The organism is Lysobacter enzymogenes, assembly GCF_017355525.1.
Classification (GTDB): Bacteria; Pseudomonadota; Gammaproteobacteria; order Xanthomonadales; family Xanthomonadaceae; genus Lysobacter; species Lysobacter enzymogenes_C.
Genome location: NZ_CP067395.1, coordinates 4,309,466 through 4,334,815, shown reverse-complemented (window position 1 = coordinate 4,334,815; position 25,350 = coordinate 4,309,466). Strand labels below are relative to the sequence as shown.

General features: G+C 69.6%; 26 protein-coding genes and 1 pseudogene. 14 read left to right on the top strand and 13 right to left on the bottom strand.

Annotated elements, in window-relative coordinates; genetic code table 11:
• Positions 1-106 precede the first annotated feature (106 nt).
• Positions 107-817 (bottom strand): ketosynthase, encoded by a 711-nt coding sequence (locus JHW38_RS18295; protein WP_207522747.1) that lies wholly within the window; start codon positions 815-817, stop codon positions 107-109.
• A 61-nt stretch (positions 818-878) separates the two neighbouring features.
• Positions 879-1,148: a phosphopantetheine-binding protein gene (locus JHW38_RS18290; protein WP_057949458.1), complete on the bottom strand. Its 270-nt coding sequence runs from the start codon at positions 1,146-1,148 to the stop codon at positions 879-881.
• Between the two features lie 349 nt (positions 1,149-1,497).
• Between JHW38_RS18290 and JHW38_RS18285 the strand changes: the two genes are divergently transcribed.
• Complete coding sequence (locus JHW38_RS18285) at positions 1,498-2,514, top strand: pteridine-dependent deoxygenase (RefSeq protein ID WP_207522746.1); 1,017 nt, start codon at positions 1,498-1,500, stop codon at positions 2,512-2,514.
• Between the two features lie 228 nt (positions 2,515-2,742).
• On the opposite strand, the gene JHW38_RS18280 is transcribed toward JHW38_RS18285, so the two are convergent.
• Positions 2,743-4,227, bottom strand: coding sequence for a YadA-like family protein (locus tag JHW38_RS18280; RefSeq protein ID WP_207522745.1), 1,485 nt, complete (start codon positions 4,225-4,227; stop codon positions 2,743-2,745).
• 512 nt (positions 4,228-4,739) lie between these two features.
• Between JHW38_RS18280 and JHW38_RS18275 the strand changes: the two genes are divergently transcribed.
• A complete protein-coding gene (locus JHW38_RS18275) occupies positions 4,740-4,988 on the top strand; it encodes a hypothetical protein (protein ID WP_207522744.1) in 249 nt (82 codons plus the stop codon).
• 118 nt (positions 4,989-5,106) lie between these two features.
• Here the strand turns inward: JHW38_RS18275 and JHW38_RS18270 are convergent, their stop codons facing one another.
• Both JHW38_RS18270 and JHW38_RS18265 read right to left on the bottom strand, forming a co-directional pair.
• Positions 5,107-6,675 carry a dipeptide ABC transporter ATP-binding protein gene (locus JHW38_RS18270; RefSeq protein WP_207522743.1) on the bottom strand — a complete coding sequence of 523 codons (1,569 nt, stop codon included), beginning with the start codon at positions 6,673-6,675 and terminating at the stop codon, positions 5,107-5,109.
• Positions 6,672-7,544, bottom strand: a complete 873-nt coding sequence (locus JHW38_RS18265; RefSeq protein WP_207522742.1) for an ABC transporter permease — start codon at positions 7,542-7,544, stop codon at positions 6,672-6,674. Before JHW38_RS18265 ends, JHW38_RS18270 begins: the two co-directional genes overlap by 4 nt.
• A 203-nt stretch (positions 7,545-7,747) precedes the next feature.
• Between JHW38_RS18265 and JHW38_RS18260 the strand changes: the two genes are divergently transcribed.
• The 4 genes from JHW38_RS18260 (at position 7,748) to JHW38_RS18245 (ending at position 11,401) form a co-directional block, all read left to right on the top strand.
• Complete coding sequence (locus JHW38_RS18260; RefSeq protein ID WP_207522741.1) at positions 7,748-8,263, top strand: RrF2 family transcriptional regulator; 516 nt, start codon at positions 7,748-7,750, stop codon at positions 8,261-8,263.
• The gene (locus JHW38_RS18255; protein WP_207522740.1) at positions 8,260-8,523 is read left to right on the top strand and encodes a hypothetical protein; all 264 of its coding nucleotides are present in this window, start codon (positions 8,260-8,262) and stop codon (positions 8,521-8,523) included. The genes JHW38_RS18260 and JHW38_RS18255 overlap by 4 nt, the downstream gene beginning before the upstream one ends.
• Positions 8,524-8,901: 378 nt before the next feature.
• A complete protein-coding gene (locus JHW38_RS18250) occupies positions 8,902-10,347 on the top strand; it encodes an OprO/OprP family phosphate-selective porin (RefSeq protein ID WP_207522739.1) in 1,446 nt (481 codons plus the stop codon).
• A 52-nt stretch (positions 10,348-10,399) separates the two neighbouring features.
• Entirely contained in the window at positions 10,400-11,401 is a 1,002-nt protein-coding gene (locus tag JHW38_RS18245; protein ID WP_207522738.1) for a sulfate ABC transporter substrate-binding protein, read from the top strand.
• Between the two features lie 84 nt (positions 11,402-11,485).
• On the opposite strand, the pseudogene JHW38_RS26040 reads toward JHW38_RS18245, so the two are convergent.
• Positions 11,486-11,569 (bottom strand): annotated as a pseudogene (locus JHW38_RS26040) (DUF6053 domain-containing protein); the annotation flags it as partial.
• A gap of 184 nt (positions 11,570-11,753) precedes the next feature.
• On the opposite strand from JHW38_RS26040, the gene cysT reads away from it, so the two are divergent.
• The 4 genes from cysT to hemB all read left to right on the top strand — a co-directional run bounded on the left by cysT (position 11,754) and on the right by hemB (position 15,710).
• Positions 11,754-12,617: a sulfate ABC transporter permease subunit CysT gene (cysT, locus tag JHW38_RS18240; protein WP_207522737.1), complete on the top strand. Its 864-nt coding sequence runs from the start codon at positions 11,754-11,756 to the stop codon at positions 12,615-12,617.
• Positions 12,610-13,467, top strand: a complete 858-nt coding sequence (cysW, locus tag JHW38_RS18235) for a sulfate ABC transporter permease subunit CysW (protein WP_207522736.1) — start codon at positions 12,610-12,612, stop codon at positions 13,465-13,467. The genes cysT and cysW overlap by 8 nt, the downstream gene beginning before the upstream one ends.
• A 14-nt stretch (positions 13,468-13,481) precedes the next feature.
• Positions 13,482-14,525, top strand: coding sequence for a sulfate/molybdate ABC transporter ATP-binding protein (locus JHW38_RS18230; protein ID WP_207522735.1), 1,044 nt, complete (start codon positions 13,482-13,484; stop codon positions 14,523-14,525).
• Positions 14,526-14,717: 192 nt separating this feature from the next.
• Positions 14,718-15,710, top strand: coding sequence for a porphobilinogen synthase (gene hemB / locus JHW38_RS18225; protein WP_207522734.1), 993 nt, complete (start codon positions 14,718-14,720; stop codon positions 15,708-15,710).
• 113 nt (positions 15,711-15,823) lie between these two features.
• On the opposite strand, the gene JHW38_RS18220 is transcribed toward hemB, so the two are convergent.
• Together JHW38_RS18220 and JHW38_RS18215 are read right to left on the bottom strand one after the other, a co-directional pair.
• On the bottom strand, positions 15,824-16,669 hold the full coding sequence (locus tag JHW38_RS18220) for a hypothetical protein (protein WP_207522733.1): 846 nt from the start codon (positions 16,667-16,669) through the stop codon (positions 15,824-15,826).
• Positions 16,670-16,765: 96 nt separating this feature from the next.
• Complete coding sequence (locus tag JHW38_RS18215) at positions 16,766-17,692, bottom strand: TolB family protein (protein ID WP_207522732.1); 927 nt, start codon at positions 17,690-17,692, stop codon at positions 16,766-16,768.
• A gap of 50 nt (positions 17,693-17,742) precedes the next feature.
• Here JHW38_RS18215 and aroE point away from each other — a divergent pair, with 50 nt between their 5' ends.
• The 3 genes from aroE to JHW38_RS18200 all read left to right on the top strand — a co-directional run bounded on the left by aroE (position 17,743) and on the right by JHW38_RS18200 (position 19,289).
• On the top strand, positions 17,743-18,612 hold the full coding sequence (aroE, locus tag JHW38_RS18210; RefSeq protein ID WP_207522731.1) for a shikimate dehydrogenase: 870 nt from the start codon (positions 17,743-17,745) through the stop codon (positions 18,610-18,612).
• A gap of 64 nt (positions 18,613-18,676) precedes the next feature.
• Positions 18,677-19,024, top strand: a complete 348-nt coding sequence (locus JHW38_RS18205) for a hypothetical protein (protein ID WP_207522730.1) — start codon at positions 18,677-18,679, stop codon at positions 19,022-19,024.
• 10 nt (positions 19,025-19,034) lie between these two features.
• A complete protein-coding gene (locus JHW38_RS18200; protein WP_207522729.1) occupies positions 19,035-19,289 on the top strand; it encodes a YkgJ family cysteine cluster protein in 255 nt (84 codons plus the stop codon).
• A gap of 19 nt (positions 19,290-19,308) precedes the next feature.
• On the opposite strand, the gene JHW38_RS18195 is transcribed toward JHW38_RS18200, so the two are convergent.
• The 4 genes from JHW38_RS18195 to JHW38_RS18180 are packed head-to-tail and all read right to left on the bottom strand — an operon-like array spanning position 19,309 to position 23,044.
• On the bottom strand, positions 19,309-20,391 hold the full coding sequence (locus tag JHW38_RS18195) for an alkene reductase (protein ID WP_278249822.1): 1,083 nt from the start codon (positions 20,389-20,391) through the stop codon (positions 19,309-19,311).
• A gap of 29 nt (positions 20,392-20,420) precedes the next feature.
• Positions 20,421-21,449 (bottom strand): polysaccharide deacetylase family protein, encoded by a 1,029-nt coding sequence (locus JHW38_RS18190; RefSeq protein WP_242690979.1) that lies wholly within the window; start codon positions 21,447-21,449, stop codon positions 20,421-20,423.
• A 20-nt stretch (positions 21,450-21,469) separates the two neighbouring features.
• Positions 21,470-22,534 carry an L-dopachrome tautomerase-related protein gene (locus JHW38_RS18185; protein WP_207522727.1) on the bottom strand — a complete coding sequence of 355 codons (1,065 nt, stop codon included), beginning with the start codon at positions 22,532-22,534 and terminating at the stop codon, positions 21,470-21,472.
• Between the two features lie 60 nt (positions 22,535-22,594).
• Positions 22,595-23,044, bottom strand: coding sequence for a hypothetical protein (locus JHW38_RS18180; RefSeq protein ID WP_207522726.1), 450 nt, complete (start codon positions 23,042-23,044; stop codon positions 22,595-22,597).
• A 95-nt stretch (positions 23,045-23,139) separates the two neighbouring features.
• Here JHW38_RS18180 and JHW38_RS18175 point away from each other — a divergent pair, with 95 nt between their 5' ends.
• On the top strand, positions 23,140-24,048 hold the full coding sequence (locus JHW38_RS18175) for a LysR family transcriptional regulator (RefSeq protein ID WP_242690978.1): 909 nt from the start codon (positions 23,140-23,142) through the stop codon (positions 24,046-24,048).
• 78 nt (positions 24,049-24,126) lie between these two features.
• Here the strand turns inward: JHW38_RS18175 and JHW38_RS18170 are convergent, their stop codons facing one another.
• Entirely contained in the window at positions 24,127-25,347 is a 1,221-nt protein-coding gene (locus JHW38_RS18170; RefSeq protein WP_207522724.1) for an MFS transporter, read from the bottom strand.
• Positions 25,348-25,350 lie beyond the last annotated feature (3 nt).

Here is a 25,350-nt window from a genome sequence, read left to right as displayed (position 1 = left end):
AAAGGCGGCGGAACGGCTGCGCTGCAAGCGTTTTCACGCTGCCGCGGCGGCGCCGGCGCGGGCGCTGCGGACGCGCCGGCGGCGAAAACCCGCGCGTCCGCGCCGCTCAGGGCGAGAACAATTCCTTCCAGAAACGCGGCCCGAGCAGGGCCATGCGCCGCAGGAAATCGAAGAAGCCGGTTTCCGGCCGGTCGTGGAAGCGGCGCCGGCGCACCAGGTACTCGCCGGCGAACATCGCCGCGAGCACGCCGTAATTGACGATGTTGGCGAACCAGGACCATTGCGCCTGGGTGATCGAAGGCGACGGCTGCTGGCCCAATCGCGCCAGCAAGCCGTCGGGCACCGCGATCAGCGCCAGTGCGGCGTTGACCAGGGTCAGCATCCCGAGCACCGCCGCCCACAGCGCGGTCAGGCTGCGGGTGTAGCGGTACAGCGGCGGCGCCAGCTCGCGCGGCGCGCAGCCGTACAGGGCCGCGACGATGCGGGTGATCAGGCCCTCGCGCGGCGCGCGCAGGCTGCGCGCGAACCACCACGCCAGCCAGCCGTTGAACAGCATCGGCGGGGTCAGCAGCAGCATCTGCGGGTAAGGCGTGCGCACCAGCGCAGCGAGCGCGGCCAGCGCCGCGGCGAAGATCGCCCACGGCGCCGGGCGCAGCGCCAGCAAGCCGTCGACGACGATGAAGGCGAGCAGGTCGGCTAGGGCCAGCGCCGCCGGCACGCCGCCGCCGTCGTGGCTGGCCCAGTGCGCGAGCAGCGGGTAGGCGACGGCGAGCAGGACGCGCGCCGGAACGCTGGCGCTGGACGCGAATTCGTTCACGGCGGGTCGAAAGTCCGGCGGCGTCCGCACCGGCGCGCGCCGGCGCGGACGCGGAGAAAGATCAGGCGGCGCGATGCTGTTCGATGTGGCTGGACAGCGCGCGCAGCGAGGCGAAGATGCGGCGGTTCTCGTCGTTGTCCGAACGCAGCTGGAAGCCGTAGCGCTTGGTGATCGCCAGCGCCAGTTCCAGCGCGTCGATCGAATCCAGGCCGAGGCCGTCGTTGAACAGCGCCGCGTCCGGATCGATCTGCTCCGGCGCCACGTCTTCCAGGTTCAGGCTCTCGACCAGCAGCTGCGCCAGCTCGCGTTCGGCAGGGCTTTGTTCAGACATCGTGTGTTCCGTGACAGGCGTAGCAAGGGGCGCCACGATCCTTCATCGCGCCACAGCGCGCAACCGCCGGCGCGGGGCGAGGCCGGGGCGGGCTCCGCACCGGCGCGGCAAAATTCATAAAAATCAAACAATTGGATGCAAAACGGCGGACCTTGCGGCGCTTGGCCTGCGACCATACGGCTGCGCAGTCTGCGCCTGTCGCGAGCTATCATTTGCGCATGAAGCCTTCCGTTTCCGTGTCCGCGACGGCCGCCCCGGCCTTCGCCGCGGCCGGCTCCGACGAGCCGCCCGCCTTCGCAGCGCCCCCGATGTCCCCCGCCGCTCCGACCCGCCGCGCGCGGGGCCGGCGATGAGCGCCGCGCCCGCGATGGTCGGCGGCCCGCGCCTGGAGGTCGACTACCTCGACGCCGACCCGGCGCAAGCGCTGGCCGCGGACGACACCCTGGCGGTGTTCGGTTTCGGCCAGGGCGCGCCGCGGCACGACGACCCGCGCTACCTGCGCGTGCCGCTGGAGCCGTTCGGCCCGCGCCGGCTGGAACGCTGGCGCGGCGTCGGCCCGGTGGTCGCCGGCCGCGACGGCGATCTGGCCTGGTCGGAAGACGGCGCCCTGCAATTCGGCGTGATCGAACTCGACGAACCCGAACCGCTGCCCGGCGAGGCGGCCAACGGCGAAATCGGCCGCGCCGCCGAATACCTGTACCGCAAGCTGATCGCGTTCACCGCGCAGCGCGGCTATCCGCACCTGCTGCGGATCTGGAACTACCTCGACGGCATCACCCTCGGCCACGGCGACGAGGAGCGCTACCGCGTGTTCTGCGTCGGCCGCGCCGCTGGCCTGGGCGAGTTCCCGATCGCGCGGCTGCCGGCCGCGACCGCGATCGGCCGCGTCGACGGCGCGCGCCGGCTGCAGGTCTATTGGTTGGCCTCGCGCACGCCGGGCGCGCCGCTGGAGAATCCGCGCCAAGTCAGCGCCTACCGCTATCCGCGCCGCTACGGCCCGCAATCGCCGAGCTTCGCCCGCGCGATGCTGCCGCCATCGTCGGCGCGCATGCCGCTGCTGCTGTCGGGCACCGCGGCGGTGGTCGGCCACGAATCGCGGCATGCCGATTCGGTGCTGGCGCAACTCGAAGAAACCCTGGCCAACTTCGACAGCCTGATCGGCGCCGCGCGCCAGCAGCGCCCCGGCCTGGCGCCGGCGTTCGGCGCGGATTCGCGCCTGAAGGTCTATGTGCGCGACCTGCCCGACCTGCCGCTCATCGCCGCCGAACTCGACCGCCGCTACGGCGAGCGCGTGCCGCGGGTGTTGCTGCATGCGGCGGTGTGCCGGCATGAGTTGCTGGTGGAGATAGACGGAGTGCATGGGTGAGGTGGAGCGGGATTGGGGGTTAGGGAACTGAGGGCGCACGGGCGGTGGGGCCGGCGCCGGTTCTGCGACAGCACCGCGCAGAAGCAAGAAGGCCCGCGTTTGCGGGCCTTTTGCGTTGCTGTTGCCTGTTGCTTGTTCTGTTCCCGTGAGAATAAAGAAGGGCCCGCGCAAACGCGGTCCCTTCGCTTCCCCGGTTCCCCAACCCCTAATCCCTAACCCCGCTCCAGCTCAAAGATCCACGCCGAACCCGACCCCGCCCGAGCTCTCCGAACCGGAGAACGCGGCGCCGATGCTGACCGACACGTTCTCGTTGATGCGGCGGCCGTAGCCGATCGCCAGGCCGCTTTCGCCGTCCTGGAAGCCCGCGCCGACCGCGAGGCGGCCGCGGCCGGGCTTGGCGTAGGCGCTGTTGGCCGACATCTGCGACATCGCCGCCGACATCGCGCCGTTGCGGCGGATGCGCCGGTCGAGGTCTTCGAAGCGGTCGTTGACCTCGGCGCGGAAATTGCCGAAGTCCAGGTTCAGGCCGTTGATGCGCTGGTCGGTGTAGGCGTTGGCCTGCTGCACCGAACTCGCGTTGCCGGCCTGCATCTGGCGCACGTTGACCGCATCCGTCGGAGCCGTGCCGTTGGCGACGTTGGCCACGCGGGTGCCGTTGGCGCCTTCCAGGGTCATCGTGCTCTTGGACGCGTCGTCGTAGTTGGCCGACAGCGCCGAGCCGCCGCCACCGCCCGGGCCTTGCGGCCCCTGCGGGCCCTGCGGCCCTTGCGGACCCTGCGGGCCTTGCGGACCGGCCGGGATCGCGGCGATGCGGCCGTACAGATCGGTCAAGCGGCCGTCGACTGCGCCGAACGCCGAGCCGACATCGTTGAACGGGTTGCCCTGGATCGTGTACGTCGGCGCGGTGAACACGCCGCCGGCGAAGCTGGCGCCGCCGCCGAACACGCCCACGGCGCGATTGAGCTGCGCCAGGTTGATCGCGTCGGTGTCCTGGGTCGCCGCGGCGACGTTGACGATCTGGCGCTCGGCCCCGGACGCGCCGACCGAAATCGTGTTGGCGCGATCGGCGACCGAGTTGTTGCCGAGCGCGACCGCATCGTCGGCGCTGGCCTGGCTGTTGAAGCCGGCGACTAAGCTGCGCGCGCCGCTGGCGGTGTTGCCGTTGCCGATGGCGGTGGCGTCGTCGCCGTCGGCGAAGTTGCCGCCGCCGACTGCGTTGGCGCGCGCGCCGCCGGCCCGGTTGTCGCGGCCCACCGCGTTCGATCCGACGCCCTGCGCGTAATTTCTTGCGCCTATGGCGCTGCTGTCTTCCGAGCCGGCGATGTTGAGCGCGCCGACCGCGGTGGAATTGGCGCCGACCGTCTGATTGCCCGAGCCGATCGACGTGCTGTCGTCGCCGAGCCCGAGATTGTCGCTGCCGACCGCCGACGAGCGCGCGCCGGTAGCGAAGTTTCCGCTGCCGGATGCGTGGCTGTTCTCGCCGGCCGCCGCGTTGTTGCTGCCGACCGCGACCGCCCCCGCGCCATCGGCGCTGTTGTTGTTGCCGCACGCGACCGCGTCGGCGCCGTTGGCGGTGCTGCCGCCGGCGTTTTCGTTACCGGCGATGCCGTCGTTGAGGTCGCAGGCGCTGCCTGCGTGCGCCTGTCCGGACGCGACCACGTTCATAGCGATGACGCCGGCGATGGCCAGCGCCAATAAAGTGCTGCGATTCATTCCTTTTTCCCCTAAGGCTGACAAGAACCGATACGGAACCGTCAAGGCATGCGTTCTGACGCTGCGTTAGACCGCGCCCTCCCCGGCACCGGCCCGACTAACCATAAAGCGATTTGATGCACTTTTATACAGCCAAGCAGGTGCGATTTACTTCACCAAATTAACCAGATCCAGCATGATTTCGGTAACGCTGCTGCAATGCAGCAGGGAGAATCTACGGGGTTGATCCGAACATTCTGCTCACCCGCACCGCATCGCTCAGATCGCCGCAGCGACGAAGACCGAAGCCGTCGAGGCTCGACGCCGCGCGATTCCCCCGCGCCCGAAGCCGACGCCGAAGCGCCGTCGAAATGCGTACTTTCCGCCAACCGCAAAGCGGCTGTGGCGACGCCATCGCGCGGCCCCGCTTGAACGGCCGCCCCCGCACCGCGACGAACGGCACTTGAAGCGGCGCACTGCAGCACCGATTTTGCTAGCGGGCCGATCCGGCCGGCATGTGGAGCGCGACGACGATGGGAGTGATCAGCCTGATCTGGGGCGTAGTGGCGCTGCTGTGGATGATCCTGGCGCTGATTCCGCTGTTGGGATGGGGCAACTGGTTCCTGATCCCGTTCGCCGCGGTCGGCGCGATCATCGCCGCCATCGGCGTGCTGTTCAGCGGCGCCGGCAAGAACGGCCGCGCCAAGGCCGGCCTGATCCTCAACGCCATCGTCATCGTCGTCGGCATCGCCCGCCTGAGCCTCGGCGGCGGCCTGATTTAAGCGCAATGGCGCCGCTCCTGTTGTAGGAGCGGCGTCCCACGGGATTTCCTTCGGTCACAAGCCGCGACCGCGAACCCACCGACGCGACGCCCGCAACGCATCGCGAAACAAGGCTCCGCTACAACGCCGCCCGCGCCGCCAGCAACGCGCGCGTATGCGCATGCGCCGGCGCGCCGAGCACCTGCGCCGTCGTTCCGCTTTCGACGATGCGTCCGGCCTCGAGCACCGCGATCCGCTCCGCCACCGCCGCGGCGGCCGACAGGTCGTGGGTCACGAACAACAACGCCAGACCGTGTTCGCGCTTGAGCCGCACCAGCAGTTGCAGCACCGCAGCGCGATGGTGCGCATCCAGCGCCGACACCGCTTCGTCGCACACCAACAGCTGCGGCCGCGTCGCCAAGGCGCGGGCGATCGCGATGCGTTGGCGTTGCCCGCCGGAGAACTGATGCGGATAACGATCGAGCATCGCCGGCTCGGGCAACCCGACCGCACGCATCAGCTCGGCCGCGCGTTCGCGTCGCGCCGCCGCGTCGCCGAGCCCGTGGATGCGCAGCGGCTCGGCGACGATGTCGGCCACGCGCAAGCGCGGATCTAGCGACGCGTAAGGATCCTGGAACACCACGCCGGTACGCGCGCGCAGCGTGCGCAGCGCGGCGGCGTCGAGCGAGGCCAGATCCACGCCGTCGAACCAGACCCGCCCCTGCGCGCCGCGCAACAAACGCAGCAACGCGCGCCCGAGCGTGCTCTTGCCGCTGCCGCTTTCGCCGACCAGGGCCAGGCCTTCGCCGCGCCGCAGTTCGATATCGACTCCGTCCAAGGCCGCGCGAGAGGCGCGCGGATACCGCATGCGCAAGCCTTCGCCGCGCACCAGCACCGGCGCGCCGGCATCCGCCGGCGCCGCCAGCGGCGCGATCCGGTCGGCCGCGATCAGCTCGCGCGTGTACGCCTGCGCGGGCGCGGCGAACACCTGCGCGGTGTCGCCGCGTTCGACCACCGCGCCGCGCTGCAACACCAGCAATCGTTGCGCGTAGGCGCCGACCAGCGGCAAATCGTGGCTGATCAGCAACAGCGCCAGTCCGTCCTCGCGGCGCAGGCGGTCGAGCAGATCGAGAATGTCGCGGGCGATGCGCGCGTCCAGCGCTGAGGTCGGTTCGTCGGCGATCAATGCGCGCGGCTGCGTGGCCAAGGCCAATGCGATGGCGATGCGCTGGCGCTGGCCGCCGGAGAATTCGTGCGGATAGCGCGTCAGCGCCGCCGCCGGCTCGGGCAACTGCACGCGCTCGAGCAAGCTGCGCGCCCGCTGCCGCGCCTCGTCGCCGCCCAGGCCGAGCACCGCGCGCAGGGTTTCGACCAGTTGCGCGCCGACCCGGCGCAGAGGATGCAACGAAGCGAGCGGATCCTGCGGCACCCACGCCAGGGTGCGGCCGCGCAAGCGCGCGTGCTGCGGCGAATCCAGCGCCAGCTCGACGCCGTCCACGCGCAGCCCGCCGCGCGCGCGCAGCGGCGCCGGCAACAACCCCAGCAGCGACAACGCGGTCAGACTCTTGCCGCTGCCGCTCTCGCCGACCACGCCGAGGCATTGGCCAGCCTGCAGTTCCAGATCCAGCGGCCCCAGCAGCGCGCGCGGCGCGCGTCCGCGCTCGGCCGCTTCGACCTGCAACCCGTGCAATTCCAACAGCGCGCTCATGCCGCGGCGGCCTCGGCCGGACGCGCGTCGTCGGCGCCGCGCGCCTGCGCCTGGCCGCGCACGTCGAGCCAGTCGCGCAAACCGTCGCCGAGGAACTGGAACGCCGCCAGCGTCGCGACCAGGAACCCGGCCGGGAACAACAAGGTCCACGGCGCGCTGTCGAGTTCCTGCACGCCCTCGGCGAGCAACCCGCCCCAACTCGACGAGGGCTCGTCGATCGACAGGCCGAGAAAGCCGAGGAAGCTCTCGACCAGGATCGCTTGCGGCAGGATCAGGCCCAGATAGACCAAGGCCAGCGGCAACAGATTCGGCAGCACGTGCCAGCGCAGGCGCTGGCCGAAACTGGCGCCGGCGGCCTGCGCGGCGAGCACGAACGGCGCCTCGCGCAGGCGCGCGGCCTCCGCGCGCATGACCCGGGCCAGGTCGATCCAGACATAGCCGCCGATCGCCGCCAGCAACAGCCACAGCGAGCGCTCGAACAAGGTCAGCAGCAGGATCACCACCAACAGGAACGGCAGCGCCGAGAACACGTCGAGCACGCGCAGCATCCAGCGTTCGACCCGACCGCCGGCGAGCCCGGCGACCGCGCCGTAGCTGAGCCCGATCGCCAGCGCGACCACGCTGGCGAGCAGGCCGATCCCCAGCGACAAGCGTCCGCCGGCCAGGGTGCGCGCGAACACGTCGCGGCCGATGGCGTCGGTGCCGAACCAGTGCCCGGCCGTCCCCGGCGCGGCCGACAAGGCTTCCCAATCCGGCAGCGCCGGCCCGTAGGCGCTGAGCCAGGGCGCCAGCCAGCAGACGGCGGCGAGCAAAGCGAGCACCGTCAGGCAGGTGCGGGCCAGCGGCGGCAAAGGAGTCGAGAGTCGCATCGCCGCATCCTACCGGCTCAGCCCCGGCTGCGACGCCCCTCCCGCCCACCGCGCCCCCCCAGGTCCCCAACCCCGCTCTACCTTCCCCGCTTCACCCCTCCCCCGCTCCACAACCCACATTCCCCGCCGTCATACCCAGATAAGCCAATACCTTTTCCCCTGCGCCGGCCCCCGCGCCACATTTCCTACATGGTGAATGGGAAATGCTGACGATGAAGGCCAAGTACGCCCTGCGCGCGATGTGCGCGCTGGCGCGCGCCGAGAGCGGGCGGACCGCGCCGGCGACGCGTCACGGCCGGCTGCAGGCGCGGGCCATCGCCGAGCACAGCGGCGCGCCGAGCAAATTCCTCGAATCGATCCTGGTCGACCTGCGCGAAGCCGGCTTCATCAACAGCCGGCGCGGGCAGAAGGGCGGCCACACCCTGGCGCGGCCGGCCGACCAGATCATGGTCGGCGACCTGATCCGCGCCATCGACGGCCCGCTGGCGCCGGTGCGCTGCGCCAGCGTCAGCGCCTATCAGCCCTGCGCCGACTGCGCCGACCCCGACGCGTGCAGCCTGCGCGCGCTGATGCGCGAAGCGCGCGACGCGCTGTCCAACGTGCTCGACCGGCGCAGCCTGCGCGAGTTGGCGCTGATGCCGGATTTCGGCGCGGCGGCGATCGACCCGGCGCTGCTCGATGCGACGTTCCTGGCGGGCGGCTTCGGAGATTCGCTGTGAGCCGGGCGCGCAAATCCGCCGCGTCCGGCGCCGGCAAACGCGCGGCGGCGCAAGTGACGACCGTGCGTTACCCAGCGCAGCGCGCGCCGGAACCGGACATCAACATCGTCAACCTCAGCGACAGCGAGTTCGTGCTGTTGCAGACCTTGCGCGGGCTCGGCGCGGGGCGGATCGAGGTGGTGGTGCAAGGGGCGCGCATCGTCGAGATCGTTCGCAGCGAGCGGGTGGAGGTGACGGTGGCGGGGGAGTCGTGGGGATGAGGATTCGTCGCTGTTGAAGCCGGGCGCGGGGGCGTCGGCGGGCGGTGGGCCGGTGCGGTATCGCTGACGCGGCGTGTGCGTCGCGGCGGAGCGTCGCCACCGACACAGCCAAGCGACCGCGAACGAGGCGGCTCCATCGGCGCCGTCGCTACGGCGAAAGCCGGAATTCATTTCGATGTTGCTTCGCTGTTCGGACGCAGGTGTTTCTTGCCTGGGTTGCGGGCGCAGGTGCTCGATGGGGTGTCGTTGTTGGGGCGCTGTCGGGTTGTCTGGGGGCGACTGCGGTTTCTATTTGTTTTGTCGTTGTTGTTTTTTCTGCCAGTTCCGTGGTCCGCGCCACCGGGCCCTTCCACCGTCTTCCGATGAAAGGAGCAATCCATGCCGACCCGGGTCCGCCGGCCTTACCTACGCTTGTCCACTGCGCCGCTGTGGGCCGCGCTCGCCTGCGCCGCGGGCCTGCCCGTACACGCGGCCGAACTCACCGTTGAACAACTCGCGCAGCGCCTCAAAGCCATCGAGCAGCGCCTCGGCACTGCCGCACCCGCCGACGCGCAGGGCGACGGCAACCTCGCCGATCTCGACCAGCGCCTGCGCATCATCGAACGCAAGCTGGAACTGCAGGCCGAGGACAATGCGGCCAAGGCCGCGAGCACGCCGGTGGTGTCGCTGAGCGCGAGCAAGGGCCTGTCGATCAAGTCGCCGCCGCCGGGCGATGTCGAGATCAAGCTCAAGGCGCTGGTCCAGGCCGACGGGCGTTTCTTCATCGGCGACGAACAGGTGCCGCAGAACGACAGCTTCCTGTGGCGCCGCATCCAGCCGAGCATCGAAGGCAGCTGGGGCTCGCTGGTCGGGTTCCGGGTCATGCCGGAGTTCGCCGGCGACAGCGCCACCATCAACGACGCCTACCTCGACCTCAAGTTCGATCCGCGCGCGACCTTGCGGATCGGCAAGTTCAAGAGCCCGGTCGGGCTGGAGCGCCTGCAATCCAGCGGTTCCACCGGCCTGATCGAACTGGGCCTGGCGTCCGAGCTCACGCCCAACCGCGACCTCGGCCTGCAGCTGCAGGGCGAGTTCGCCGGTTCCACCGTGTCGTACGCGGTCGGCGTGTTCAACGGCGCGGTCGACGGCCGCGACAGCCCCACGACCAATCCCGACAACGAATTCGAATACGCCGGGCGGATCTTCCTGGAACCGTGGAAGAACGCCGGCGGCGCGTTGCAGGGCCTGGGCTTCGGCCTCGGCGCCAGCGCCGGCGACCGCCGCGGCAGCGGCAACAACTTCCTGCCGCGCTACCGCACCCCGGGCCAGTCGCAGTTCTTCAACTACCGCAGCACCGTGCTCGCCGACGGCGCGAGCAAGCGCTGGTCGCCGCAGCTGTACTACTACCGCAACGCATTCGGCCTGCTCGGCGAGTACGTCAGTTCCAGCCAGGAGGTCCGCGTCGGCGCGGCGCGCGAGGAGCTCGACCACCGCGCCTGGCAAGTCACCGCCGGTCTGGTGCTCACCGGCGAAGACGCCGGCTACCGCGGCGTGACCCGGCCTAACCAAGCTTTTACCGTCGGTAGTGCAGGCTGGGGCGCGTTCGAGCTGGTCGCGCGTTACGGCCGTCTGGAAATCGACGACGCCGCGTTCCCGCGCTTCGCCGATCCCAACGCCGTCGCCGCCGCGGCGCGGTCGTGGGGGCTGGGCCTGAACTGGTACCTCACCTCCAACCTCAAGCTGGTCGCCAACTACACCCAGACCCAATTCGACGGCGGCGCCGCGGCCGGGCGCGACCGCGAAGACGAAAAAGCCTTCTTCACCCGCGCCCAGCTCGCATTCTGATCCGCCTTTGTCCGTACTTATCCGTTTACGCCACTTCGCAGAGGATCGACCGATGAAAACCGCCTACCGATGGATTCTGCTCAGCGTGGCGCTGGCCGCCGGCACCGCCGCGGCCAAGGACGCTGAACTGCTCAACGTCTCCTACGACCCCACCCGCGAGTTCTACGCCGAGGTCAACCAGGTGTTCGCCGCGCAGTGGAAACAGCAGACCGGCGAGACCCTCAACATCCGCACCTCGCACGGCGGCTCCGGCAAGCAGGCGCGCGCGGTCGTCGACGGCCTGGAAGCCGATGTGGTGACGCTGGCGCTGGCCGGCGACATCGACACCGTCGCCAACGCCAAGCAACTGCCGGCCGACTGGCAGAAGCGCCTGCCGCACCAGAGCTCGCCGTACACCTCGACCATCGTGTTCCTGGTGCGCAAGGGCAACCCGAAGGGGATCAAGGACTGGGACGACCTGATCAAGCCCGGCGTCGCGGTCATCACCCCCAACCCCAAGACCTCCGGCGGCGCGCGCTGGAACTATCTGGCGGCGTGGGCCTGGGCCTCGACCAAGTTCCGCGACGGCGACAAGGTCGTCGACTATCTCTCGGCCTTGTTCAAGAACGTGCCCGTGCTCGACACCGGCGCGCGCGGCTCCACCACCACCTTCGTCGACCGCAAGATCGGCGACGTGCTGATCGCCTGGGAGAACGAAGCGCTGCTGACCCTGCACCAGTCCAACACCCGCGGCCAGTTCGAGATCGTAGTGCCGAGCCTGAGCATCAAGGCCGAGCCGCCGGTGGCCTGGGTCGACAAGAACGTCGACAAGCACGGCACCCGCAAGCAGGCCGAAGCCTACCTGCGCTTCCTCTACACCCCCGAAGGCCAGCGCTTGGCGGCCAAGCACGGCTACCGTCCGGCCGAACCGGACAAGGTGCCGGCGGCGGAGCTGAGCAAGTTCCCGGCGGTCAAGCAGGTCACCATCGACGGCGCCTTCGGCGGCTGGAAGAAGGCGCAGGCCGCGCATTTCTCCGACGGCGGGTTCTTCGACAAGATCTACCAGCCCAAGTGAGTTCCGCCTGAGACCGCGGCCGCGCCGGCGTGCGAGAGCCGGCGCGGCCGCGGCTCGCCGTTGCTCCAGGCTCGGCTGCGCTGTTGCGGGAAGGCCTTCGGGCCCGAGGCGTTTGTTCCAGGTCGCATTGATCGGAGCCGAAAACGTCGGGCCCGAAGGCCCTCGCATACGTACGGCCGGTACGCCAGCATCGCCCGCCCATTCACCGTACGGAACTTCCGCGCCACCCCCGACTCGAACCCCATATCGCCATCGCGCACCTCGATACAACCAACGCGCATTTCCACGCGTTCGGGAAACCGCGATAGCGTCGCACCCCTGCGTCCTCACAACTTCTGCCGCCCACCGCCACATGAGCGAGCAAGCCCTCCCATTGCCGGCCTCCGGTCGCTGGCGCCGTCCCCTGCCCGGTTTCGGGCTGGGCCTCGGCATCGGCCTGACCTGGCTCGGCCTGATCGTGCTGCTGCCGCTGGCGGCGCTGATCCTGCGTTCCGGCGGCCTGGGCTGGGCCGGCTGGGCGCGCGCGATTTCCGATTCGCGCGTGATCGCCTCGCTCAAGGTCAGCTTCGGCGCGTCCCTGGTCGCGGCGATCGCCGCCTTGCTGTTCGGCGCGCTGATCGCCTGGGTGCTGGTGCGCTACCGCTTCCCCGGCCGGCGCCTGATGGACGCGCTGGTCGACCTGCCGTTCGCGCTGCCGACCGCGGTCGCCGGCATCACCCTGGCGGCGATCTACGACGCCAACGGCTGGGTCGGGCAGTTGCTGCAACCGTTCGGCATCCAGCTCGTCAACAACTTCACCGGCATCGTCATCGCCCTGATCTTCGTCGGCCTGCCGTTCGCGGTGCGCACCGTGCAACCGGTGCTCGAAGCGCTCGGGCGCGAGCAGGAAGAAGCCGCGGTCTCGCTCGGCGCCTCGCGCCTGACCACGCTGCGGCGAGTGATCCTGCCGGAACTGCTGCCGGCGCTGCTGACCGGCTTCGCGCTGGCGTTCGCGCGCGCGCTCGGCGAGTTCGGCTCGGTGATCTTCATCTCCGGCAACCTGCCGTGGAAGACCGAGATCGCGCCGATGCTGATCACCATCCGCCTGGAAGAAGACGGCGGCGTGCCCGCGGCAATCGTGCTGGCGACCTTGCTGCTGCTGATGTCGTTCGCCTGCCTGTTGGCGATCAACGCCGCCTCGACCCTGTTCGCGCACGGGAACCGCCGCGATGGCTGAGCGCGACCACCTGCAGGAACCGGCCTGGGTGCGCTGGCTGCTGATCGGCCTGGCCGCGGCGGTCATGCTGCTGGTGGTGGTGCTGCCGCTGTTCGCCCTGCTCGGCGCGGCGTTCGGCAGCGGCCTGAAAGTCTGGTGGGGCGCGGTCAGCGAGGAACACACCGTCGACGCGCTCAAGCTGACCTTGCTGACCGCGGCGATCGTGGTGCCGGTCAACGCGATCTGCGGCGTGTTCGCGGCCTGGGCGCTGACCCGCTTCGAATTCCGCGGCAAGCGCGCGCTGCTGTCGCTGATCGACCTGCCGTTCGCGGTGTCGCCGGTGGTCGCCGGCCTGTGTCTGGTGCTGTTGTTCAGCCCGACCCACGGCTTCCTGCGCGACGTGCTCAACGCCTACGACCTCAAGATCCTGTTCGCGACCCCGGGCATCGTGCTGGCGACCTTGTTCGTGACCTTCCCGTTCGTGGTGCGCGAGCTGATTCCGCTGATGGAACAGCAAGGCAGCGACGAGGAACTGGCCGCGCGCTCGCTCGGCGCCAACGCCTGGACCATGTTCTTCAAGGTGACCCTGCCGAACATCAAATGGGGCCTGCTGTACGGCGTGCTGTTGTGCAGCGCGCGGGCGATGGGCGAGTTCGGCGCGGTCACCGTGGTCTCGGGCAACGTCATGGGCAAGACCAACACGCTCTCGCTGCACGTGGAAGTGCTGTACAAGCAACTCGGCGGCGAAGCCGCGGCGGCGTTCGCGGCGGCGTCGCTGCTGGCGGGGCTGGCGCTGGTGACCTTGGTGGTGAAACTGTGGCTGGAAACGCGGCACGGCGATGCGCTGGCGCAATCGCACCGGCGGCATTGACGAGCGAAGACGATATGGACCTGCATCTCAAAGCCATCGCCAAGCGTTACGCGAACGTGGCCGCGCTCAACGCGGTCGACCTGGACGTCGCCTCGGGCGAACTGGTCGCGCTGCTGGGCCCGTCGGGCTCGGGCAAGACCACCTTGCTGCGGGTCATCGCCGGCCTGTTGCCGCCGGACTCGGGCCAGCTGCTGTTCGGCCAGACCGACGCCACCCGCCTGAGCCTGCGCGAGCGCAACGTCGGCTTCGTGTTCCAGCACTACGCCTTGTTCAAGCACATGACCGTGGCCGAGAACATCGCCTTCGGTCTGCGCAGCCGGCCGCGCTCGCGGCGCCCCGACAAGGCGGCGATCGCCAAGCGCGTGCAGGAACTGCTCGGGCTGATCCAACTGCCCGAACTGGGTGCGCGCTATCCCGAACAACTCTCCGGCGGCCAGAAGCAGCGCGTCGCCTTGGCGCGCGCACTGGCGATCGACCCGACCGTGCTGCTGCTCGACGAACCCTTCGGCGCGCTCGACGCCAAGGTCCGCGTCGAGCTGCGGCGCTGGCTGCGCCGCCTGCACGACCAGACCGGGCAGACCACTTTGTTCGTGACCCACGACCAGGAAGAAGCGCTGGAGCTGGCCGACCGCGTGGTCGTGCTCAAGGACGGCCGGATCGAACAGATCGGCACGCCCGACGAGATCTACAGCGCGCCGGCCTCGGCCTACGTGTTCGACTTCATCGGCCGCGCCAACGTCATCGACGGCCAGACCGAGGGCGGCGAACTGTCGATCGACGGCCACGGCCTGCGCCTGCCGGTCGACGTGCACAGCCGCAGCCGCGCACGCCTGTACGTGCGCCCGCACGACATCGCCCTGGTCGGCGCGGGCGAAGGCCTGCCGGCGCAGGTGCTGTCGGCGCACCGGCTGGCCGAGCGGATCACCCTGGAACTCAACGTCGAAGGGCAGACGCGGCCGCTGGAACTGGATCTGGTGGCGACGCCGGATGCGGTGACGCCGGCGCCTGGGAGCCTCGTCCACGTGCGGCCGCTGCGCTACCGCGTCTACTCGGATTGATTCGAAGCCCCCTGTAGGAGCGGCGCAAGCCGCGACCGCGAAAATCGGCCTGCGCCGCAAGATCGAAGCCCCGCGGTCGCGGCTCGCGCCGCTCCTACAGGGGCTTCGTGCCGAATCCGCAACGCGCCGTCCCGCCGCGCCGCGACCCGCGGCCGCAGGCCCCCGCCCCGCACGGGAGTAGACTAGGCCACCATGAGCTACCCCTACACCCGCCCGCGGCGGATGCGCCGCGACGAATTCTCGCGCCGGTTGATGCGCGAGACCGTCCTCACCGCCGACGACCTGATCTACCCGGTCTTCGTCCACGAACTCGACGGCCGCGCCCCGGTCGGCTCGATGCCCGGCATCGAGCGCCTGTCGATCGACGAACTGCTGCGCGTGGCCGAACAGGCCAGCGAACTGCGGGTGCCGGCGCTGGCCCTGTTCCCGGTCACCGCGCCCGACGCCAAGTCGCTGACCGCCGAAGCCGCCTGGCAGGACGACGGCCTGTGCCAGCGCGCGGTGCGCGCGCTCAAGCAGCGCTTCCCGGAACTCGGCGTCATCACCGACGTCGCGCTGGATCCGTACACCACCCACGGCCAGGACGGCCTGATCGACGACAGCGGCTACGTCATGAACGACGAAACCGTCGAGGCGCTGGTCAAGCAGGCGCTGTCGCACGCCGCCGCCGGAAGCGATGTGGTCGCGCCGAGCGACATGATGGACGGCCGCATCGGTCAGATCCGCGCCGCGCTGGAAAGCGAAGGCCACATCCACACCCGCATCCTCGCCTACAGCGCCAAGTACGCGTCGAGCTTCTACGGGCCGTTCCGCGACGCGGTCGGCTCGGCCGGCGCGCTCGGCAAGGGCAACAAGTACACCTACCAAATGGACCCGGCCAACAGCGACGAAGCGATGCGCGAGATCGCGCTCGACCTCGACGAAGGCGCCGACATGATCATGGTCAAGCCGGGCATGCCGTACCTGGACATCGTGCGCCGGGCCAAGGACGAATTCGGCGCGCCGACGTTCGTGTATCAGGTCAGCGGCGAGTACGCGATGCTGCGCGCGGCGATCGGCAACGGTTGGCTCGACGAGCGCGGCTGCGTCATGGAAGCGCTGACCTCGATCAAGCGCGCCGGCGCGGATGGGGTGCTGACTTACTTCGCGTTGGATGCGGCAAGATGGATGCGCGAGGCGCGCTAAAGCGGGCCTCGCATCATGTAGATGCACATGATGAGAACCTCTCAGTTCTCATAGAGATCTGACGAATACTGAGCAAAGACCAACGCGGCATCAGTCTCGTAGAAGGGCCGCCTCTACGAGCGATCTCGCTCAGCTTCCATCCACCTCAAAGATGCATCTAGCGCGACTTCCATTCTTTTTTGATTCTCAAAAGCTTGAGCCTCAAAATCACTGATGTCACCGTCAAGATCGAGCTCCTGGCGAATTGCAACCATGACAGGAAGTTGAACGCTCGAAACCCTCTTCATCGCGAGCATAACTTTGCGCGCGAAATCGGCTACTAGATCACTACGGAGATCTAAGAGCTTCAATCTTTGCTCAGATAGAGTCCTTCTATTCCCCTCGTTGTAATCGAATGAGCGGCTGAGCGCCTTGAACACAGCCTCATTCGCACTAGCCGACTCATTAAAACTAGTCAACGCAGCAAGCACCCTCTTTGTTTCCTCGGCAGCCTCATCGTGGGCTTGATTGGCGATGGCTATATCTATCTGGACATCGTGCACGGGCTGGAGATCCCTCGCAAGATCCAGCAAAGTCTCGCCATAGGCTACAAGAAGTTCGCCGACCAGCTTAGATGTAGATGCCCGAGAGACCATTTGAACCTTGGCGCCAACAACGAACAATTCCTGAAATCCATCAGCCAAGTTCTGCTTGACCGGATCGATTTGCGTGAGTGCGCCCAATCGACTGTTAGCTCGGACAAACTCTTCTGCGGCACGAAGATACACCTCCCTTCGTAGCACAGCATTTCGATCTTTGGCCTTCTCTCCTGCATCGTGTTTAAGCTGGCGAATGAGTCGCGACGTATTGCTTCGGTTCGACAACATCACCCCAGTAAATGCGAGTGTCGCCGCAAAAATCCCAGACCAAACAACGTCCGGAATAGCTCGAAGAAATCCAATCAGATCATTCCATGCCATCACGCCTCCACTAACGATGATCGTCCGATTTATCGACCGAAGACTAGTCCAGGCATCTTCGGGGCACCTTTCCTAGGCGTCAGAAGTCACTCGAAGCTAACCTCGTCCTTTGGCGATTATTTCATCCACACACCCGTCTTTGCCCGTAACCGCCGGCGCCGCCATCCGATAGATGTCCTGCCGCCCCGCCTTCGGCGACTTCGCCGTGCCGTTGAGCAACAACTCGCCCGGCTTGTTCCAGTCCAGCGACGGCCCGAAGGTGAAGTTCTCCTCGGTGTTGAACGACAATTTCAGAGGAACCGCGTCGCCATAGCGCTGGCCGTCGCATTGCGCGATGTACAGGCGGAACGGCTTGTCGCCGTCGACGCTCTGCGAACGGGTGAACACGATCGCGCGGCCGTCGCCGAGCCAGGCGGCGTCGAATTCGTCGGCGGCGGTGTTCACGCCGGGCACCGGACGCGGGTCGACGAAGGCCTGGCCGTTCCAGCGCGCGATCCACAGGTCCTGGCCGCCGGCGCCGCCGCGGCCGTCGCTGGCGAACAGCAGGTGGCGGCCGTCGCGGCTCAAGGTCGGCGCCCATTCGCGGCCGGCGCTGTTGACGCCCGCGCCGAGATTCTCGGCCGGGCCGAAACCGCCGTCGGCCAGCACCGCAGCGCGATAAAGATCGTCCTTGCCGTGGCCGCCGGGACGGTCGGAGAAGAACAACAGCCAGCGGCCGTCGGCGCTGAAGTGCGGATCGAAGTCGGTGGCGGCGGTGTTGAGCGGCAACGGCTGCGGGTTCTGCCAGCGGCCGTCGACCAATGTGGCCTGCCACAGGTCGCGCCCGCCGGCGCCGCCGGGACGGTCGCTGCCCCAGACGATGCGCCGTCCGTCGGGACTCACGCTCGCGCGCACTTCGCTGTGCGCGGTGGACACCACACCCATGCCTTCTATGCCGTATTCGTTCAGACCCGCTCCGGCCGGGCTGGCGACCGCCCAGGCGAGGAGTACACTCGGTCGCAACCAGACCCTGGCGTGCCGCATGCGCGTCTTGCTCCCATCGGAAGGGTCACCAGTCTAACGAGGCGCGCGTCATGTCGATCGATTCCAGCTCGTCCAGCCCGGTCCTGCGCTATGCGGTGTTCGGCCATCCGGTCGCGCATTCGCTGTCGCCGCGCATCCACGCGGCGTTCGCGCGCCAGTTCGGGATCGCGCTGGAGTACGTGGCGGTCGACGCCGCGCCGGAGCGCTTCGACGTGGCCCTGGCCGAATTCGCCGCCGAAAGCGGCCTCGGCGCCAACATCACCCTGCCGCTGAAGACCCGCGCGGCCAGCATCTGCACCCACCTGAGCGAGCGCGCCCGCCGTTCCGGCGCGGTCAATACCCTGATCCGCAGCGCCACCGGCTGGGAAGGCGACAACACCGACGGCGTCGGCCTGATCCGCGACCTCACCGAACGCCACGGCCTGGACCTGCGCGAACGCCGCAGCCTGCTGATCGGCGCCGGCGGCGCCGCGCGCGGCGTGGCGCCGGCCTTGCTCGACGCCGGCATCGGCGACCTGTTCATCGTCAACCGCACCGGCGAACGCGCCGATGCGCTGGCCGACACGCTCGGCCAACCGGGCCGGGTGCATCCGCGCTACCTCAGCGACGTCGGCAACCTCGGCAACTTCGATCTGATCGTCAACGCCACCTCGGCCGCGCGCGAACACGAATTCCCGAGCCTGCCGATGAGCCTGGCCACGCCGCGCACCGCGGCGGTGGACCTGAGCTACGGCGAAGCGGCGATCCCGTTCCTGGCCTGGGCCAAGGTCGCCGGCGCGCACGACCGCATCGACGGCCTCGGCATGCTGGTCGAACAGGCCGCCGAGAGTTTCGAGCGCTGGCACCGCCGCCGCCCCGAGACCGATCCGGTCTACGACCTGCTGCGCCAGGGCGCGGGCACTCTGGTGACCGCGGATTGACTGCGCTCGCGACTATCGATTTCTGCGCGCGCCGCGCCGCGCGCGTTCCGGCAAGGAGCCCTGCATGACCTTCGAAGACTGGCTGCCCGCACTGGGCATGCAAGCGGCGATGTCCGCGCCGAACCTGATCGCCTGCGCCGTCGGCGTGACCCTGTGCCTGTCGTGGAAGCGCCGCATCGGCGTCGGCGCGGTCTATGCGGTCGCCGCGTTCTCGCTGCAGATCCTCAGCATGTTGCTGGGGCTGGCCGGGCAAGCCTGGATGTACAAGATGATGGCGTCCGGCATGAGCGCGAGCACGGCCGGCCTCGGCCAATCCGTGGTCGGCGGCGTCCACATCCTGCTGTCGCTGACCGCCACCGGCCTGTTGATCGCCGCGGTGCTGGCCAAGCGGCCGGCGCCGCCGCAGACCTGAGCGCGCGGCGATGCCCTGCCGCGACCGCTGCGGCGCCTGCTGCATCGCCCCGTCGATCGCCTCGCCGATTCCCGGCATGCCGCACGGCAAACCGGCCGGCATTCCCTGCGTTCAACTCGACGACGAACTGCGCTGCCGCTTGTTCGGAAAACCCGAGCGCCCGCGTTTCTGCGGCTCGTTGCAGCCGCAACCTTCGATGTGCGGCGAATCGCGCGAGGACGCGCTGGCGACGCTGATGGCGCTGGAACGCGCCACCGCGCCGTAACCGCAGGCGGATCCGCGGCTCAGGCCGAATAGGCCGGATACGTGGTGTAGCCGCGCTCGTCGCCGCCGAACAATGTCGCCGGGTCGAACGCCGCCAGCGGCCAGTCGTGGGCGTAGCGCTGCGGCAGGTCGGGATTGGCGATGAACGGCCGGCCGAACGCGACCAGATCCGCGAGCCCCTGGCGCAGGATGCGTTCGCCGCGTTCGCGGTCGTAGCGGCCGGCGACGATCAGCCCGCCGGAATAGATCGCGCGCAGTTCGTGGCGGAACGAATCGGGCACGTGCGGCGCATCGTCCCAATCGGCTTCGGACAGATGCAGATAGGCCACGCCGATGTCCTGCAGGCGCCGCGCCGCTTCCAGGATCGCGGCGATGATCTGCGGGCAGTTCATGTTGCGCGCGGTGATGTACGGCGCCAGCCGGATGCCGGTGCGGTCCGCGCCGACCTCGCCGGCGACCGCGCGCGTCACTTCCTCGAGGAAACGCACCCGGTTGCCGATCGAACCGCCGTAGTCGTCGTCGCGCCGGTTGGACGTAGTGCGCAGGAACTGATCGATCAGATAGCCGTTGGCGGCGTGGATCTCGACGCCGTCGAAGCCGGCGGCGATGGCGTTGGCGGCGCCGCGGCGGAACTGCTCGACGATGCCGGCGATCTCCTCGCGCCGCAGCGCGCGCGGCACCGGGCAATCGACCAGGCCGCCGACGCCGTCGCGCACGATCCACACCTTCGCCTCCGGCGACAGCGCCGACGGCGCGACCGGCCGTTCGCCGCCGTGGAAACTCTCGTGCGACATCCGCCCCACATGCCACAGCTGCAGGAACATGCGCCCGCCGGCGGCATGCACCGCGCCGGTCACCTGCCGCCAGCCGGCGATCTGTTCGTCGCTGTGGATGCCCGGAGTGAAGCTGTAGCCCTGCCCTTGCGGCGACACCTGGGTGGCTTCGCTGACGATCAGGCCGGCGCCGGCGCGCTGGGCGTAGTAGCGCGCCATCGCCGGCGTCGGCACGTTGCCGGGCTGGGCGCTGCGGGCGCGGGTCATCGGCGACATCACCATGCGGTTGGTCAGCAGCTGCGAGCCCAGACGCGCCGGTTCGAACAACAATTCGCTCATGGCCAAACTCCAATGGAAGATCAGGTCGCCGCCGGCTCGCGCCGGCTGTTTCGATCGGCCAAGGTCCAGCGCGCCAGCGCGTCCTTGCGTGCGCCGACCACGCCGGGCTGGGCCAGGGCGTAACTCAGGAACTCGTCGAGCGCGCGCACCACCGCGGGCCGGCCGCCGATGCGGTCGTGGGTGCTGATCGACATCACCCGCCGGCGCGTCGCGCCTTCGGCGTAGAGCTGGTCGAACTCGTCCTTGAGCTGCTCGCAGAACTGGCGGCTGGAGAAATGGCGGCCCTCGATCAGCACGATGTCGTTGCAGTGCAAGGTGTACGGCACGACCACGAAGTCGCCGCCGTCCACGGGCACGATGAAGGGTTCGTCGCGGCTGAGATCGTCGATGTGGTAGACCAAGCCCAGCTCGCGCAGCACCGACAGCGTATGCGGACTGCGCCGCAGCCAGTTGCAGTTGTAGCCGCGCGGGCGCTGGCCGGTGATGCGCTCCACCGCGTCCATGCCGTCGCGCACGAAACGCGTCTCTTGCTCGCGGCTCATACCGGCCTGCGAGCGCCAGTCCATGCCATGCGCGGCGGCTTCGTGGCCGCGGCGCACGATCTCGCGCGCCAGCTCCGGCGATTTCAGCACCGCCGCGCCGACCATGTGCGAGGTGACCTTGAGGCCGTGCTTGTCCCACAGGTCGAGCAGGCGCGGAACGCCTTCGCGATAGCCGTACTGGAACCACGTGCGCGCGGCCAGATCGGGCAAGCCGGCCGGCAGGTTGTCGGGAAACGGACTGTCGGCGCCGCGCTCGGGCTCGCCGCCGGCCTCGAACTGCATCGAGATCGACAACACCAGGCGCGCGTGCTCGGGCCAATGCTCGCCGTCGGCATCGCCGCCGCGCACGCGCGGCGCGGACGCCCAGCCGGCCGCGTGCGCGGCATGCGCGCCGCTGGCGGCCGCGCCGCCCGCGGCCGCGGCGGCGGCGAGGCCGAGCGCGGCGTCGCGCACGAAGCGCCGGCGCGGCGGCGAGGCCGGTGTCGCGTCGTGGGATTCATCGCTCATCGCGGCGTCTCCTGTCCGGCTCAACGCGCGCGGAAGCGGTAGAGGTAATACGGCGGACGGCCGCTGTCGGCGCCGCCGGTGAAGCTCGGGGTGCGGTCGAGCTGATTGACCGACAGATACATCCAGCCGTCCGCGCCGAGCGCGAGATTGTCCGGCCATTGCAGGCGCGGATCGCGCAACGCGTCGCGCAGCTTGCCGTCGCGGCCGAGACGGACGATGGCGTGGCGTTGCAGGTCGGTGAACCAATGCGTGCCGGCGGCGTCGGTGGCGACGCCGTCGCTGATCGGCTTCGGCCCGGCCGGCGCGATCGCCGCGGCCACCGCCGCGTCGTCGGCGCCTTCGCGCAACAGCCGCGCCGGCAGGCGGTACCAGGTGGTGCCGTTCATCGCGCCGAAGTACAGGGTCTCGCGGTCGGCCGACAAAGTGATCGGATTGATGCCCACGCGCGCCGGCTTGCCGCCGAAATTCACCACCCGCCCGTCGATCTTCATGTCGACGTCTTCGGCGCGCAGCGCGGCGTGGCCGCCGAACCGGCGCGCGGCGCCGCTGTCGAGATTCAGCGCGATGATGCCCGGGTCGGCGATATCGGCCAGATACGCCCAGCCGCGCGCCTCGTCGATGGCGAAGTCCTGGACGAAGCTGCCCTTCGGCGCGATCTGCGCCGGCAGTTCGTACTTGCGCGCGAGCTTGCCGGTGGCCAGGTCGAACGACCACAGCCGGGTCTTGCCGAGCTTGAGGCCCATGTCGACGACCCACAGGCGGTTCTTGCGGTCGACGCTGATGCCCAGCGGGGTGTCGAGCGTCGTGTCCGTGGCCGCGGCGCCGTCGTTCTGCACGCTCATGTCGGGATACGGCCGCAGCTTTCCGTCGACGACTTCGGCCAGTTGCAGCTTGCTGGCGCCGAGCGGATGGAAGGTCGCGAACACGCGGCCGTCGGGCGCGACGGCGACATTGCCGGGGCGCACATCGGACACGGCGACCACTTGCAGACGCTTGTCTTGTTTCAAGGTTTCGGCGTGCGCGGCGGCGCCGAGAGCGGCGCACAACGCGGCGGCGGCGAGCAGGGAGCGGGAGGGAAACTTCATCGGAACGGATCCTCGGATCGGGAGTGAGCGGCGCGCGATCCGCGCCGCGTTGGGAAGACTTCAGACGCGCTGCCGCGCGAGCGCGCTGCGGTAGACGCCGTCGCCGGCCAACGCCGGGTCGGCCGCGGCGTCGAGTTCGATCACCAGCCCGCCGGGCAGCGGCACGAACACCTGCACTTCGCCGCGCTCGGGCACCACCGCGACCTCGTGTTGCAGGCCCGCCGCGCGCACGCGCTGGATCAGCGCCGCGGCCGGCTCGTCGGTGCGGAACGCGATGTGACCCACGCGCAAGCGTTCGTCGCGCGGCGACGGCGGCTGCACCAGATGCAGCCAGGCCTCGTCGCCGCGGTACAGCCACTGCCCCGGAAACGGGAACGGCGGCCGGTAGCCCGGACGCAGCCCCATCACTTCGCCGAACAGACCCGCCAGTGCGGCGCCGTCGGCGTGGCCGTGCAGATTGAGGTGATCGAAGCGCCACTGCGGCGCTGCGGGAGGGTCGATGGCGGGCATGGCCGGGGCCGGAAACGCGGGGAGCTCAGGCTGACGCCTTGCCGGCGCGGCAAAAACCGGGCATAAGCCGGTTCTGTTTCAACCGGGCGTTGAAAATGAAGGCCTTCGCCGACCTCGTCCTGTTCGTCCGCGCCGCCGATGCCGGCAGCCTGTCGGCCGCCGCGCGCGCGCTCGACATCAGCCCGGCCGCGGCCAGCGCCACGCTCAAGCGCCTGGAAGCGGAACTGCACGCGCAATTGTTCGTGCGCTCGACCCGCAGCCTGCGCCTGACCCACGAGGGCGAGCGCTTCCTCCAGCACGCGCGCGAAGCGCTGCGCGCGATCGACGAAGGCGAGCAGGCGTTGCGCGGCGAACAGGCGACGCTGCGCGGCAGCCTGCAACTGTCGATGCCGTCGGACCTCGGCCGCAGCCTGGTGCTGCCATGGCTCGACGAGTTCCTCGCCGCGCATCCGCAGGTGCAGCTGCGCGCCAACCTGTCCGACCATTTCGCCGACGTCTACCGCCAGCCGGTCGACGTCGCCCTGCGCTACGGCCCGCCGCCGGATTCGAGCCTGATCGCGCTGCCGCTGCGCGCCGACAACCGCCGCGTGCTGTGCGCCTCGCCGCAGTATCTGCAACGCCACGGCGAACCGGCCGATCCGGACGAGCTGGCCGAACGCAACTGCCTGCGCATGCTGATCCGCGGCGAAACCCAGGACCGCTGGCGGCTGACCCGCGGCGAACAGACGCGCGACCTGCGCGTGCGCGGCGACCGCGTCAGCGACGACGGCCACGCGGTCAAGCGATGGGCGATGGCCGGGCACGGCATCGCGTTCAAGTCCTGGCTCGACATCTCGCAGGAAGTGCGGGCCGGGCAACTGCGCGTGCTGTGCCGCGACTGGCGCGGCGAACCGGCGCCGTTGAATCTGGTGTGCCCCGACCGGCGCTTGCTGAGCCCGCTGGTGCAGCGGTTGCGCGAGTTTCTGCGCGAGCGGTTCGAGGCGATCGCCGCGATCCCGCAGTGATCGCCAAAAAAAAGCCCTCTCCTTTTGCCGGAGTCCGGGAGAGGGCAACTGAAGCGACGGGGAAGGAAGACGGTTGCGCTACGCCGGCGCCGCGCGCCCGCGCAGCGCCAGATGCAGGCCGAGCGCGCTGAGCAGCCCGACCGCGCAGAACGTCGTCCACGGCAGCCACGGCCGCGCGCTGGCCGCGGCCACGTCCATCAGCCAGCCGCCGGCGATGTTGCCGAGGCCGCCGCCGACGGCGAGGCTCAACGAACTCACGCCGAGGAAGGTGCCCAATGCGCGCGCATCGGCGAGGCCGGCGATCAGGGTCTGCTGGGTCGGCCGGGTCATCACCGCGCCGACCGCGTAGCCGGCGACGCAGGCCAGCAAGGCCGGATACGACCCGGCGAACGCGATCGCGCCGGTCGACAGCGCCATCAGACTCACCCCGAGCACCAGCACCTGCGCCGCGCTCAGGCGCCGCTCCAGCCAGCGCACCAGCCCGTATTGCAGGGCGACGGTGATGCCGGCGCTGAGCGCAAACATCGCGCCGACGCCGTCGGCGTCGCCGGCGAGTTTCTGCGCCAGCAGCGGGAAACTGATGTTGATCTGCACCGCCAGGAACCAATACAGCATCAGCCAGCCGACCAGGACCAGGAACGCGCGGTTGCCGCGCACCAGGCCCAGGCCGTGGCGCAGCGGCGGCGGTTGCGGCGGCATCTCGAACTTCGGCAGCAGCTTCAGCGCGATGACGAAATTCAGCGCGAAACACACCGCCGCGGCCAGGCACACGATGCGGAAATCGAAGCGCAGCAAGGCCACGCCGAGCAGCGGGCCGAGCGTGGTGGCCACGCCGCTGACCCAGTTGCTGATCGCGTAATAGCGCGGCCGCGATTGCGCGTCGGTCAGCGCGGCGATGCTGGCCTGGTACGGCGCTTCGAACATCGCCCCGCCCAGCGCCGACAGCGCCATCGCCCACAGCAGCGCCGGCAGGTCGGCGGCGAAAGCGAGGCTGGCGAAACCGGCGGCGCGCAGCAGCACGCCGAGGCAGATCATGCGCCGCGCGCCGAAGCGGTCCGACAGCATTCCGCCGAGCAGCGCCAGCCCTTGCTGCAGCAACTGCCGCACCGCCAGCGCCAGCCCGACCGCGGCCGCGGCCATGCCGACGCCGTCGACGTAGTGCACGGCCACCAGCGGCATCAGCATGGCGAAGCCGGCCACCATGAAGAAGGTGTAGACCAGCAGACCGGTCAGCGCGCGCTTGCGCGCGGGCTCGTCCAGGCCATGGGTCGCGGCAGCGGCGACGGCAGCGGCGTTCATTCG